Source organism: Undibacterium sp. Ji50W (genome assembly GCF_049340445.1).
Classification (GTDB): Bacteria; Pseudomonadota; Gammaproteobacteria; order Burkholderiales; family Burkholderiaceae_D; genus Undibacterium.
Genome location: NZ_JBMPOX010000001.1, coordinates 716,700 through 731,287, shown reverse-complemented (window position 1 = coordinate 731,287; position 14,588 = coordinate 716,700). Strand labels below are relative to the sequence as shown.

At 44.8% G+C, this 14,588-nt stretch carries 9 protein-coding genes; 1 reads left to right on the top strand and 8 read right to left on the bottom strand.

Annotated features, from left to right (window positions below; genetic code table 11):
* Positions 1-3: 3 nt before the first annotated feature.
* Positions 4-480, bottom strand: a complete 477-nt coding sequence (locus ACO0K9_RS03280) for a MarR family winged helix-turn-helix transcriptional regulator (RefSeq protein ID WP_422981710.1) — start codon at positions 478-480, stop codon at positions 4-6.
* Positions 481-811: 331 nt separating this feature from the next.
* Here ACO0K9_RS03280 and mhpT point away from each other — a divergent pair, with 331 nt between their 5' ends.
* On the top strand, positions 812-2,044 hold the full coding sequence (mhpT, locus tag ACO0K9_RS03275) for a 3-(3-hydroxy-phenyl)propionate transporter MhpT (RefSeq protein WP_422981708.1): 1,233 nt from the start codon (positions 812-814) through the stop codon (positions 2,042-2,044).
* Between the two features lie 155 nt (positions 2,045-2,199).
* On the opposite strand, the gene ACO0K9_RS03270 is transcribed toward mhpT, so the two are convergent.
* From ACO0K9_RS03270 to ACO0K9_RS03240, 7 genes are all read right to left on the bottom strand, one after another.
* Positions 2,200-5,982: an EAL domain-containing protein gene (locus ACO0K9_RS03270; protein WP_422981706.1), complete on the bottom strand. Its 3,783-nt coding sequence runs from the start codon at positions 5,980-5,982 to the stop codon at positions 2,200-2,202.
* A gap of 133 nt (positions 5,983-6,115) precedes the next feature.
* Positions 6,116-8,638, bottom strand: coding sequence for an ATP-binding protein (locus tag ACO0K9_RS03265; protein ID WP_422981704.1), 2,523 nt, complete (start codon positions 8,636-8,638; stop codon positions 6,116-6,118).
* 8 nt (positions 8,639-8,646) lie between these two features.
* Positions 8,647-9,690 carry an ABC transporter substrate-binding protein gene (locus ACO0K9_RS03260; RefSeq protein WP_422981702.1) on the bottom strand — a complete coding sequence of 348 codons (1,044 nt, stop codon included), beginning with the start codon at positions 9,688-9,690 and terminating at the stop codon, positions 8,647-8,649.
* 180 nt (positions 9,691-9,870) lie between these two features.
* Complete coding sequence (locus ACO0K9_RS03255) at positions 9,871-10,686, bottom strand: arginase family protein (RefSeq protein WP_422981700.1); 816 nt, start codon at positions 10,684-10,686, stop codon at positions 9,871-9,873.
* A complete protein-coding gene (locus tag ACO0K9_RS03250) occupies positions 10,683-11,921 on the bottom strand; it encodes a hypothetical protein (protein WP_422981698.1) in 1,239 nt (412 codons plus the stop codon). The genes ACO0K9_RS03255 and ACO0K9_RS03250 overlap by 4 nt, the downstream gene beginning before the upstream one ends.
* Complete coding sequence (locus tag ACO0K9_RS03245) at positions 11,918-12,628, bottom strand: 50S ribosomal protein L11 methyltransferase (protein ID WP_422981696.1); 711 nt, start codon at positions 12,626-12,628, stop codon at positions 11,918-11,920. Before ACO0K9_RS03245 ends, ACO0K9_RS03250 begins: the two co-directional genes overlap by 4 nt.
* A gap of 113 nt (positions 12,629-12,741) precedes the next feature.
* Positions 12,742-14,364 (bottom strand): response regulator, encoded by a 1,623-nt coding sequence (locus ACO0K9_RS03240; protein ID WP_422981694.1) that lies wholly within the window; start codon positions 14,362-14,364, stop codon positions 12,742-12,744.
* Positions 14,365-14,588 lie beyond the last annotated feature (224 nt).

The window sequence follows — 14,588 nt, the reverse complement described above, 5'->3', positions numbered from 1 at the left end:
GATTTATTTTCCTTCCATGTGCACAGGGTCTACCATCATGGACCCTAGCGAACGCAATAACTTCCGCAGTTGGCCATGTAGTGCATTGCGTTCGTCAATACCGAGTTCTGCAAGCATTGCAACTTCCAGCTTTGCAACAGCGATATCACAGTTTCTTAATAAACTTTGCCCTGATTCTGTCAAGCTGATCTGAATGATACGACCATGGCTGGCATCTGGTTGGCGTTCTATCCATCCCCGGCTTTCCATCGTCTTCACCATTTCATTGGCCGATTGGGGTGACACCATTGATCGTTCCGCCAACTGCGCATTGGATAATTGACTTTGTGCATTCAATACCGACAAGGCTGTGTATTGCGGCGCCGTCAGGCCCAACACGGCGAGGCTATCGCGCAGACGCCGGTTCAGCACATGGTCAATTCTTCCTATGAGATAGGCGATACCAACGGGCCTGGGATCAGATGATGGCGTAGTTGTCATTGATTTTTTCATAGTAAAAAAAATTTCAAATATTTCTTGTTATTTGTTTTGGAATGGCTATATTATAAGCCGTATATCAGGGTTCCTGATATTAACCTTCATGGGTACTAAGGCGCAAACATGCAAATTATGACACGCGCCGGAGTACAGTAAAAGTTGATGTGACAGATGATATTGCCTAGTTTGCACTACACAGTCCAAATCAGTGCAATGCAAAGCGCCAAACGCTCTATCCCGAAATAATTGATGGCAATGAAAAGCAATTTTAAAAACTAGCTGATAAGCATTCTCAAAATACAAAGCGCAAAAAGCGCTGACCAATGGAGACAAAATGATAGCCAACCCGAATTCCTGGCATGGAAGTGTCAGAACGATCGCTTTATGCTTCGCAGTTGCATTATTGGAAGGTCTCGATTTGCAGGTAACCGGCCTTGCCGCATCTGGAATCGCTGCTGAATTCAAGTTAAGCCCGGCACAAATGGGCTGGATGTTCAGTGCGGGCTTACTTGGTCTCTTGCCGGGTGGTTTTGTTGGGGGCAGATTGGCTGACAAAATTGGCCGTAAAATGATCTTGGTCATTTCCGTCATACTTTTCGGCGTGTTTTCTCTTGCTTCTGTCTATGCCTGGGATTATTCAAGTTTCCTGGTTGCCCGCTTGATGACAGGTCTGGGTTTGGGTGCTGCACTGCCGGTACTGATCTTGCTGTCTTCTGAAGCATTCGAAGAAAAACATCGTAGTACTGCTGTCAGCATGACTTATTGTGGCGTACCCTTGGGAGGTGCTTTCGCATCCCTGTTTGGTATGTTGAATCTGGGTTATGGCTGGCGCAGCCTATTCTATATTGGCGGCTTGTTACCAATTGCAGTCGCGGTGTTATTGATCCTTTGGTTGCCGGAATCCCGTGCATTTCAAAAAGATGCCCTTCATCGTAGACATGTTGGCGGCATCGGGCAAACCTCATTTAGTGACTTGTTCCGGTCTGAAATGTGGCGTTCAACGGTCATGCTATGGCTGGGATTCTTTTTCACCATTACCACCTTATACCTGTTATTGAACTGGCTGCCGTCTTTACTGATGCGCCAGGGTGTTGATCGTTCACACGCAAGTATTGTACAAATATTCTTCAATCTGGGTGGTGCAGCGGGTGCCTTGCTGACTGGTCGCCTGCTGGACCGTATCCGTCCTGGCGTCGTGGTCGTGCTGACGTATGTCGGAATGTTACTGTCACTTGCGGCCTTGGGCCTGTCTGACAGTTTTGCTGTGATGACTGTGGCTGGCGGCCTGGCTGGATATTGTGCACTGGGTGCGCAACTGGTTCAATATTCCCTGGCACCAAAACTATACTCCACCTATATCCGTGCAACTGGAGTAGGCACTGCCCTGACCATTGGACGCATGGGCGCAGTTGGTGGACCATTGATTGCAGGTGCAATTCTTGCCGCAGGCGCAGGTGTTGGTGGTGTAATGCTCGCTGCGTCACCAGGTCTGGTGATAGCCGCTGCAACTGCATTGATTTTGTATGAAAAAAAGACCGCAGAAAGTGAAGGTGCTATTCCTCGTTAAATTATTATCAGGACTTACGAAAAACCTCCCCAACCGTGTTGCAGCTCCTAGTCGTACTTAAAGTACCGTCTTCGTCGCTACGGTGCAGTTGGGGCGGTTTTGCGTAAGTCCTAAGTAATTTATTCTATGTCGATGACATAGAATAGGCATGTAAATCACAAGGTTTTAGCTAAACGTTTGCCATCGACCAGCATGGCCAGGAATTTTTTCGCCGGCACAGGAGGACTAAAATAATAGCCCTGAAGTTCATCACAATGGTGATCTAATAAAAATTGAAGCTGTTCTATGGTTTCAACTCCTTCTGCTACAACACGAAGCCCTAAACTGTGCGCCATTGCGATGATGGCTTTGGCAATGGCTGCATCTTCCGCAGAATTACAGACATCAGTAATAAAGGCCCTGTCAATTTTAATAAAATCAAATGGAAATCGTTTTAAATACGCCAATGACGAATATCCAGTACCAAAATCATCTAGCGATAATTTGGAACCCAAATCCTTCAATTCTTGCAAATTACTAATCGCATCAATGGGTTCGTCCATCACCACGGATTCTGTTAATTCAAATTCGATATATTCTTGAGACAAATCATATTTTGCGACTATGTCGCGTACCGTCTGTAATATTTTTCCTTTTTTAAACTGAACTGCCGACAAATTGATTGCTACTGGAACTATTTCAATTTTATCTTGCTGCCACCGTGCTTGCTGAGCACATACTGAATCGATAACCCACTCACCGATAGCGACAATTTGCCCAGTATCTTCTGCAAGAGGAATAAACTCTATAGGAGAAATTTGGCCACGCACAGGGTGATGCCATCGAATTAAAGCTTCAGCACTCACGATGCGACCAGTATGTAAATCAACACGCGGCTGGTAATATATTTCAAATTGTTCATTTTCCAATGCTTCCTTCAACGCGTCTTCCAGGGCGATGCGTTCAGCAATTGCCTCATTCATCTTTCTGGAATAGTAGAGATATTGTTCAGTCGATGCCTTTGCTTTTTTCAGGGCTACTTCAGCGTGTTTATACAGTGTTTCTGCATCCTCTCCATCCGCAGGATAAAGGGCAATACCTGCTCGAATAGAAAGCCGGATTTCGTGTTGTGATAATTTGAAAGTCTGGCCAAGTGGTTCCAGTATTTGCTGGGTTAATTGTGCGATGACGTCGGCATCTCGTTTCACTGCACCAAAAGCGATAGCAAATATATCTCCTCCGACACGTGCAAGACTGTATGGTTCTTTTAGTCCCGCACTTAAATGGTTAGCAACCAATTTAAGTATGGCATCGCCTGAATGTCGTCCGTGAACTTCATTAAATTGAGCAAAATGATCCAAGTTGATCATAATCACAGCGACCAGGTCATCCGTATTGAACGAGGCGTGCAACAATTGCGTTAACCGATCATGAAACAGCATGCTATTGGGCAGCCCGGTCAACGCATCGTAATAGGCAAGATAATTGAGTCGTTCTTCCTTTTCTATAAATTGCAAGCCAAATGACAAATCGCCAGCCAATTCATCAAATAGTTTTCTCGTGTCCTTTTGGGAAAAACACGCAATAGAATCTGCTACGACAACAATGACCCCCATGACCTGGTTATCAAGGGTCAAGGGTAATGCGACCAAGGATTTAAAACCGTTTTCCAGAAATTTTTTCTTCAAGACCGACGGTGTCAATTCTGTTTGGATATCGTCGTAAATGATCGGCCTATTTTCCCTGAAAGCAGTGTTAGCAGGACCACTATTCATGGTTGACTCTATCGCTTTCAAGAACTGATTTTTTTTGGACTCGCTCATGTCAACTACGGACCATGCACTCATATTGATGCCCTTTGTATCCGCATCAATGACGCCAGCCCAGGCAACACCAAACTCACCTTGGTTGACCAACACCCTGCAAGCCTCATGCAGTAATTCGTTTCTGTTGCGAATGCGGACGATGGCGGAATTGATCCCGCTCAAAACTGCGTAAATACGATTTAAGCGTGCAATGTTTTCTTGCTGTATTTTTTGTTCAGTCACGTTCTGAATGGTATTAAACCAACGCAGCGACTTATCCAAATAGCTTTTTGCGGGTAAAGGTTCCATGACTTGCCGCACATGAATTAACTCGCCGTCGCCACGCCTGATGCGATATTCGATATCCTGACGTTGTTTATCTTTAGCGGCGGTAACACAAGTGGCACGAAAGCGTTCACGATCAACTGGTTCAATGATGCTTAGCCAATCACGGGTATTAGTTGGCAAAGCCATGCTCGTCGTCCCGACTAGCTGGGGCAAAGTAACTGACCAGCTTTCAAATGAACCATCTGACTGACTGATAACATGTGATAGTTTCGCAATTAGCTGTGCTCTTTGTAGCCCAGCCTCACGTTCCAGCAATGAGGTTTGCAAGTTTTCCTGTTCTGTAATGTCTTCCGCAACACCCGCAATTCTATATATGCTCCCGGCGTCATTGCGAATCGGAAAACCACGCACATGTATCCACCTCACGACCCCATCCGTTCGGATTATTCTGTATCGATGATCGAAATTATGATCAGAAGTTTCAGGTCCAAGCAATTTCCAATGTTTCCCCGCCAGCTGGATGGCCGGTATATCGTCGGGATAGATGGATTCCCGCCAGGACTGCGGCTTGGCGTATAAACTCAGGCAACTGCGTCCCCAGATTTTTTCATACGCCGGACTAATGTATAGAACAATAATATTTACCGGATCGACCAGAAAAAAAGCTTCATCGATGTTCTCGGCTAATTGACGAAAGCGCGTTTCACTTTCATACAGTTGGTCAGCGATCCGTTTGCGTTCGGCAAGGTCAATTTCCAGACGGTTTGCGTGCTCTTGAACTACTTCAAACAAATCTAAATTTTCATACGCAATCGCCAATTGGGTGGCAACCGTCATCACCGTTTGTTCGTCAATTTCATTGAATTCGTTGGCATCAAATTTATCAACGAGATAAATCCAGCCGTAGCAACGCTTTGAACTGGTAATCGGCACACCAAGAAATGAATGGACTGGTGGATGATTTGCCGGCAATCCCAATTTCTCAGGATTGCCACCTGGATTTTCAAAACGCACCGGGTCTCTTTGCTTCAGTAGCTTTCCAATTACTCCCGTAGCAATGGGAAGTGAAAAGAAATATTCATTGAACCTGGGTTCCAGCCCCCTGACACAAGAATGTAATATTGTTTCATAACTCGAATTGACGATACCTGCGACAGCATATTTTGCAACACTGACATGGCGCGCCACACGACAGCCCGCTTCCAACAAGCGAATCGGATCCCTTTCGGAATTCAATTCAATACCCATATCGATCAGCGCCGTCAACCTCAGGCTTACTGCCTGCAAATCAGCAAGTGATTGCGACAATCTTTTATTTGTCTCTTTTACTTCATCGCTTTGGGGGAGCTGTGAATTCGTATCTTCTGCGATTTTGGAAATAAACTGACTGCTGCTTTCCAATTCGCGTAAATATCCGGTCAACTGATTATCGATAGACTCGAATCGGTTTCCTGCCTGGCTTACATTGATCGGCATCGCTGCCGTCTTGACAGACGTCGTTGTTCCCAGTGCATCACGCACGGTCTTCAAAATCAAGTCCGGTGGCGAAGGTTTTTGCAGCACCCATTTCACGCCACAAGAACGCGCCATAACGTCCGCTTCACGCGTGCTATAAGTTGACGTATAGAAAATGACCGGTATGCCAGCGATAGACGGCTCAGTACGAATGCGCAACACAAATTCGTAGCCGTTCATATGGGGCATCAGGATATCTGAAATAATCAAATCAGGATGTTCTTGCAAAGCTACTTTCAAGCCTTCCAATCCATCTGATGCCAATAACAATTTGTGATGCTGAAAATTGAGCAATGCAGCCAAAAATTGTCGATTTAACGCATGATCATCTACGATCAAGATAGTAGCCATTCATGATCCTTTCATGAACTACTAGAAAACGTCGAAGCAATCGATGATTGCAAGCAAATTAATTTAATAATACCTCCAATATTAGTTGGGTACATCAAGACTTCCTGTCATCAACATTTACTATGTGCACCTGTTACAATATTTTTCTTAACGCTTCTCGCAACTCAGATAATTTAGGTGGCTTACTGAGCACACAATTTACATGTGTCGGTTCGTCACCGTCGTCAACCAGCCGTTGCCCCCAGCCGGTTAACATAATAATGGGTGTCATGGGCGACATTTTTTTTATCGAGCTGGCGACTTTGCGGCCATCAACATAAGGCATTCCCAAATCAGTGATGACGACAGCGAACGATTCACCTCTTTCTTGCGCCTCACGAAATGTATCAATCCCCAGTTGACCACCGCTAGCGGCCACAACCGTGTGACCATCTATTTCCAAAATATCCCTTACAGATTTAAGGACCATGGGGTCGTCATCCACCACAAGCATACGCTTGTGGGTGGGAATAGCACGTGACGTTACAGCTTGCGATACTTCTTTAATTGCGGTAGGTACCAGGAAGCTCAAGCGCATCGTTGTTCCCTTATTGAGTTCAGTGTCAATCTCAATATCAGCACTATGCCTTTCTATCATTCCATACACCATTGCCAGCCCTAAACCGGTACCGCGTTCACCTTTGGTTGTAAAGAAAGGTTCCAGGCAGCGACGCCTGGTATCTTCACCCATGCCTACCCCGCTATCGCTAACCTCAATCAAGACCCGCATTACTTTCATATCTTCGGTTGATAAATGCGAGTGTTCTACCAGTCGTGTTCTCAGCGTTAACACACCACCATTCGGCATGGCATCTACCGCATTGAATATGATATTCGTCAGCGCTTCCCTGATTTCACCATTCACTCCCATAATATCTGGCAAGTCATTGATCAATTCTGTTCGCAATTCAATCACGATTCCACGCTGCTGCGGCATATCACTCCATCTGGCACGCGTCAGATCAATGACTTGTTGCACTAATTTATTTACCTCTACCGGCATTAAATTAAGTTGAGGTGGGCGCTGCCGGTAAAATTCCCTCATCCTGGCGACCGTGGCCGCGACGTCATCGATCGCTCTGGAGATAATTTCCAGGTAACCCCGTCCTTTTTCGCTAAGATTTTTTTCCGTTTCAAGTAAAGATTCGGTATACAGTGTCACGGGTGAAATCGCATTATTGATATCATGTGCAATACCACTCGCCATTTGCCCCAGTGCACGCAATCGTTCCTGCTGCATGACGGACTGCTGTGTTTGTCGCAGATCATCGTAGGCCTGCTGTAGGGATCCATATAATTGCGCTTGATTCGCGGCCAGGGCGACGTGTTCACTCAACTGCTGTAAAAATTCGCATTCACCACTGTTAAAACTGAATGCCTGATTTTTTGCAACAACGAGTACACCGAATACCACACTTTCCGCTCGTAGCGGGGCCATCACTAATGCGCACAAGCCCCCTTTTGCCAGACGCTGAGGGAAAGGGAAGGCAACATTGCTGATGTCCGCTTCGTAGACCAGATTCCCGTGCACGCAACGAGACAGGCCATTTTCGTCTATAGATATCTCACTGTTGACGGTCATGGCCAGTTCTTGCGCCAACATTTCACTGTGCAAGCCAACGCTGGCAACCTGGAGAATATTTTTTTGTTGGTCGTAGAGACAGATGCAACTGAAGTCGACGGGTAAATGATCTTCAAGACTACGAATAACCACTTGAAAGATACTACGTAAATCCTGACGTTCACCGATAGATCGTGTAATTTGATGCAAGAGATTTAAACGACTGAGTTGCGCCTGCGCTTTTTTTTCTACCTGTTGCCGCTCAATAATTTCAGTCTGCAATGAATCATTCATGTCTGCGAGTTTATTGCGAGAAACTGTTGTCAGTTTCAATTTTTCCGTCATGCCATCGAACGCACGCGCCAGGTCACCGATTTCATCCTGAGTTTGGATATTGAGTGAAAACTCCAAATCCCCTCCCCCAACAATAGCGGTACCTTGGCGCAATTTTTCGAGTGGCTTGGTAACGCTTCTCAGCGTCAGGTAGATAGTGAAGGTGACGACAAGTATTACCATACCTCCAAACAGGATTACTCTGTTAAAGGACTTTTGTTGCGCATCCAAAGCACCTGTCCTGCTTTGTTCGGACAGGTTTAAAGCATCAGATATCATACCCTGAGCCTTATTGGAAATTTGCCCCAGCAAGCGGGATTCGAGCTCTTTCAGCATTTCGCTCTTATTGCTGTCATGCTCCAGCTCTGAACGATTGGCAACTAATGAGGCAAATAATTTTTCAAGGTTTTCGTTGGCACGTATCAATCCTTTTATAACACTCTTTCCCTCCGGCTCAGTAAACTCCTCTATCGATAACAGACGTTTATTCAATGAAGTGTTCCTCATTTTCCACTGTGCGATGGTGCGCTCTTCGTGTAGTAAGGCATATTCCAGCGTCAAATATCTGAGCGAAGTAACTGCCTGCAAAAGCTCACTTGCAACTTCATTCTTCGCTATTTCACGACGCATCTGCAGGTTTGTCGACAACAAAACGACGACAATTGCGGCAACTACCGCAAGAGAAAATAGTTCAGCTAATTTCAGTCGAGTTGAAATTTTCACATTTTTTCTCAATGAACGATGGTGACTGTTGAGGGCTTCACCGCTTCCAGGCCATCAAGATAAATGTAATCAAGATAATTGGGAGTTGCTGTTTTATTCGTTAGCTTATTTTTGATAGCCCATCTTGCTTCATCTTCCAGCGCCAGAAGTAAGCCCTGGTCAAGAGCAAGGTCAAATCGATAGGATGGCCATGCCTCTTCCAGGTTCTTCATGTCAGTTTTTATCATGTCATCCACCAGTTTTCGAGCGGCTTCTGGCATATCATTGCAGAAACGTCCCCCCAGGGCCAGGGCCCGCAATGCTTTTTTAATTGTTTCTGGATGTTTGATTACATACTCTTTTGTACCCACGATAGCGTATAGGCTCTCATACACATCTTGCCCATAAAAAGCCACGCCGTTGCTACCTAGCTGGGTAAGAATATTGCCTAGAAAGGGCTCCCAGCCCGCTACTGCATCAACCTCCCCTCTTTCCAGTGCTTTGCCCAGCTCCTCTGGTTTGTAGTTGTGCTTGGTGACGTCGTCAGGATTCAATTTTTGCCTGTTAAGAAAAGCATCCAGCGTAAAATGCCCTGAAGTGCTTTGTGTCACCCCGATTTGCTTCCCTTTAAGACTAGCCGGTGTTGTTACCCCTCTATCCTTCCTACCGACGATACCGTGATCTTTCTCTGCCTTAAAGATGGTGGCAATCACTAATATGGGCCGGTTATCAAGCCCGGCAAACATAATAGGAATGTCGGCAACCGTTCCCAAATGGGCTTGTCCTTGCAGAACAGCTTCCATTGCAGCCTTGCCACTTGAATGCGACTGTATCCTGACCTGTAAGCCCTCATTGAGAAAATAACCGTTCTCTAAAGCAGTAATAATGGAGCAGGTTCCTACATATTCTGTATTGGTCGCTATCGTTATCTGTTCAAAAACTTTGGGGCGATCATTTGCTGGTGTGCGTATTATCAACATATAAGCCGCAAGCAAAATAATTACCACCAGGATACTGGCCGCAACATAGATATAAGTTTTTGGGATTTTTTTTGTATTCGTCGCATATCTCATTGCCATTCCTCTTCCACATTATCTAGACTCATGTAACAAACAAAAGAGTGCAGCGAATACAACAAAGGGCAGATTTACAAGAAATACCAGGTTTTAATTACCACAAGGAAAAATTGAAAAAGCGTGAAAACTTAGTCCTCAATCGCTTCTAATTGCTACCAAGACAAAGAAACTTGCATTTTATTCTAGTTCCTTTAGTAAACTTAGGCAAGCAATTGCAGTTTTATCATCCTTATCCATTTCCTCGTGCCAGGCAGAGACTGAAATGGCAACCAGCTTTCTGTTGCGCAATCCCCGAAAAAGTTGTGCAATGTCTGCATATCCGGGCCCGTGTTTCACATGATATTTAAGCGCAGGCATTTCCACTTCGGCATCAATGACATCGGTATCAAAATGCAGATAAATACTTTCATCAAGCGGCAGATGCTTGAAAATGTCTTCCAGCTTGCAGATCGTGATGCCTGAATTTTGAATGGCTTCACGTTCGCCAACATCCAAATCGCGGGCATCAGATAAAATAATTCTCTTTTCCGGATAAGATCGCACGCCGATGCTGTTAGTAAAAGCCGCAACGGAATCCCGGTCTTTTTTTCGTCGGTCACGCCTGCCTACTAGGAAAGCCAGTGGCATTCCACCAAGATATTTCGTTTGTGTCGTCTCCCAGGTGTGGAAATCTCCATGCGCATCCAACCAAAGAATACGATCCGGCTCTTTTCCTGCATGCTGTAGCCCGCTCAGTACGCCCAGAGTAGAAATACAATCCCCCGCAACACAAACAGGCCGTAAGCCGTGATTAAGGATATTCTCTACGGATTCGGACAGGCGTCGATAAATCGTCCCCATTCTGCGCAGCTTTTCATTGGCATCGCCAATATCCGTTTCAGAAAAATCAGGCACATCCAATATGTCCCACACATCGCCGGCTATGTTCCGGATACGACACAGGCCGTCGCGACGTTGCCCTGTTAAAAATGGGATGATGAGGCGGTGATTCATATCCACGTTTCCGGATCCATAGAATAATCAAGGGCTGCCATCATTGCGATGACTTTTGGATCTGCTCCCATATTTGTAAGCAAACTTTTTCGTTTTTCCCATCGCTTTAATTTGGGTGTTTCCGTGGCCATCATGGTTCGGAATTCTGGTAAAGATTGCATTTCGCTGAGACCAAGATAGTCAGTGATTTTTTTTATTACTTCGCCTGGTCGCAATAGAAATTCTTCGAAAGTTACGCGCTGCGTTTTTACTCCGCTGGCAAAAACTGCCTGGTGTGCCGACAGCCATTGATTGAGGCAAACGTCTTCTAAACGGGCTCTTGTAAATTCTTTCCAGTTTGGGGGCAAGTCAAATTTCCACCATTTTTGTCCAAATTCGACAACGTTTGAATACGCTTCGATAGCAAGTTGTATACCAATTTGGCTACAGTCCAGCGAGAAAAACCCTATCGGTGACAACCAGCCATCCATCAAGCCATTCACAGACTGGGCATACCCCCTTGTCAAATGAATGTAATTTATTTCCGCATTCGGGAAAAGCTGCTCATACATGCCAACACGATAGACATCCGGAGGAGATTTGAAGAGCAAGGTTTTTTCCCGCGCATCCTGTTCGGCAAACTGTCGCCGATACAGTCCTGGCAGTACAAATGGCGGCTCTTCCAATTTGGTCTTTTCATTAAAAAAAACTGCGCCCACTGTATTCTTTCGACCATCGTAATATGCCATTCTCCATGGCATGTGTCGAAATACTTTAGTCAGTATGACCTCTTGCAGGGCCAGTTCTTCGCTGATGCCGCCAGTCTTGATTTCATTTAATGCCTCATCCAGAGCGGCCATTAAATCAAGATGCGCGACAGGTTCTGAAAATACACCTGGAAATTGCAATAACAGGCGTTTTTCCCATTTCTTTTTTAAAAAGCCAATATCTGGCATCTCCTTTGCAGCCACGGTCAAGTCGTCAAGAATATTGTCAGCCAATTTATCCAAATTTGAAAAACTGCTTATGGCATCACTATCTGAATTGCAACCAAAGCCGTTATTGGTAAGAGTCAAGAAAGGTGTAATTTCTCCGTCAAGAGTAGCAATCTCAGGGTGGGATGCGAGCACACTTTTCAACAACGTAGAACCAGACCTGGGCGACGTTAAAATAACCGCGACCTTATCGACCTGCAAATTAAGTCTTGAGTGCGCTATGTTACGCATCTCGTTGACTGCGCAAATAGTCTTTATCATGTAGATTTACTGGCAGCAATCCTTCTCATGACAAAAGCAAAAAATTTTTTCGTTTCTTCCTTATCTGCCACAACACTGCCTATTGCACGAACAGAAAAACCGGCTGCTTTTGCCAACACTTTCATTTCTTTGACAGCACCAAAATTGGATTGAGAAAAATAAATTCGCCCATTGGGTTTCAGGTAGCTACCGACCTCTTCAAAAAAACGTGCGTTCGTTTTGAAATCGGTGTCCCACTGGGATTGCGCTACGACATCATGTGCAAATTTGTTTCTGAAAGGAAGATTCGCTGTAATAACATCAAATTGAACTCCTTGTATCTTTTGGAAAAGATTTGAGCTCTTGACTTTCATTATCTTGTCAAATCCATGCAATTTCGCATTATGCTTCGCACTCTTGATAGCTGACGGATTGATGTCTACCGCCAACACCTTAGCGGCGCCTTGATAACATGCGAAAATTGCTATGACGCCTGATCCCGTGCCGATATCGAGCACACTTTCTCCGGGTTTGATCCGAAAATTCTGGACCAGCGGTTGACTATCGATAAATGGCCAAAATGTACCCGGGTAGACTAGAAATTCCTTACCAAGATATTTAAACATTTTTCCTGCTGGAGGAATTGCCTTGAATGCTTTTTGCCGCCCTTTTTGCCAACGGTCTATGCGCGCAACACTGTCAATATTTACGTCAGAAAAATGCTCCATATTTTTCCCTCTTTCATAAAAGTGACTGCAAGACCAGGTAGCAGATTTTCGTGGCACCTGAATTCAAACCTCAAATACATACTATCTGGATGGATTCGTGAAAAAGCACCACTTCACTTCAGCTTCATGGCGGCGTCTATTGCTTCAGTAAATTTAGTAATATCTATGGGTTTGGTGATATATCGAAAGAAACCTGAAGCTATCCCCTTTTCTATATCGGAAGGCATCGCATTTGCCGTAAGCGCGATAACAGGAATATGTGCCGTCCTTGAATCCTCACTGAGAATTTGCCGGGCTTCAATTCCGTCTATGCCAGGCAAATTAATATCCATCAAAATAATTTGAGGTGAATGCAAGCGAGCCATTTCTATGCCTGAAAATCCATCGGATGCAGACAGGAAACTGAAATCGGGGCGAAAGCGCATGAGCTCTTTGACCAATCTGAGGTTCGTCGGATTATCTTCTATGTAAAGTAAAGTTTTTTGTCCTTTTTCCAGGGAGTCATTCGATGATTCACGCACCGCTGCTTCGATGGCACTACTCATCAAGGCTGGCGTCATAGGATCACTCATGGGCAGTTCTATCCAAAAGGTACTGCCAACCCCTATTTCACTAGAAATACCAATTTTTCCATGCATTGCGTCAGCCAGGTGCTTTACTAATGCCAGGCCAATTCCCGTACCTTCTTCGTCAAAAACTTCACGTCCCAGGCGATTGAATGGCTGAAAAATAGTGTCGAGTTGAGCTGCGGTGAGACCAATACCGGTATCCTGAACATAAATACGCAATTGTTTTCCATCCGTCTTTTCGCAACTTACTGTAACCACGCCATCTGGCCGGTTATATTTAATTGCATTTGACAACAGATTGATCAATATCTGTTTCAAGCGTATTCGGTCAGCAAAAACATGTAGCCCATGGGAGGATTTGAATTCAACACCAATCGAACGTTTTTTCGACAAAGGCTCGATCATCGTACTGCATTCAGAAAATACATCTTCAAGCGCAACGGGTTCAAGCGATAAGCTCATTGCACCTGATTCGACTTTCGCCAAATCAAGTATTTCGTTAATCAAAGTAAGCAAGTGAATTCCTGCTTCTTCTATATGCTGTGCAAATTCTCTTTTTTCATCCAGTGTTGTCGACAGCGTCTCAGACGTCAGTATTTGTGCGAAGCCAAGGATTGCGTTAAGTGGCGTACGCAACTCATGGCTCATGTTGGACAAGAAGGTAGATTTTGCCCGGTTCGCAATATCTGCTTGCGTTTTGGCCAATTCAAGGTCTTTGTTCAAGACGGCAAGTTCATCGACGTGGGCGTGTAACAGGAGTTCAAGATTGGCGTTTTCCATTCGCAATGTCCGTGCTTCCAGTGCCCTTGAAAGCACAGGAAGAAGTGCAGAAATTTTGAATGGTTTGATGATGTAATCAAATGCGCCAACTTTCATGGCTTCCACAGCAGATGCTATCGTCCCCTCCCCGGTCATGATAATGCATGCCAGGTCGGGGTCTATAAGGCGAGCCGCTTTCACCATTTCGATGCCGTCAAACTCTGGCATCATCAAATCAGTAAGCAGGAGGTCAAATGGTGTTTCCCGCATTTTAATCAATGCTTCCGAACCAGAAACAAAGCCGGTTGTGTCGCAATCGTGATCGCGTAATAAATCACACAGCGCACTCATGTGCAGCACTTCGTCATCGACGATTAATATTCGCGGATACGTATTAGGCGTTCTCATCCAAACTCCTGACGATACCTCATCACATTTTCTTGTGAATGAAAGCATATATAAAATTATATGCTTTCAATATAGCTGGACTTTTTTTAAAAACAACAAATATCAAAACAGAAATTTTCTTTTTCTATTTTAGATATCTATACGTCAATCATACCTGCATGTCCAGAAAAATTATTGCCGTAAAATTAATAAATTCCTGATTAAATCTGGTTTTTCAAAGTCAC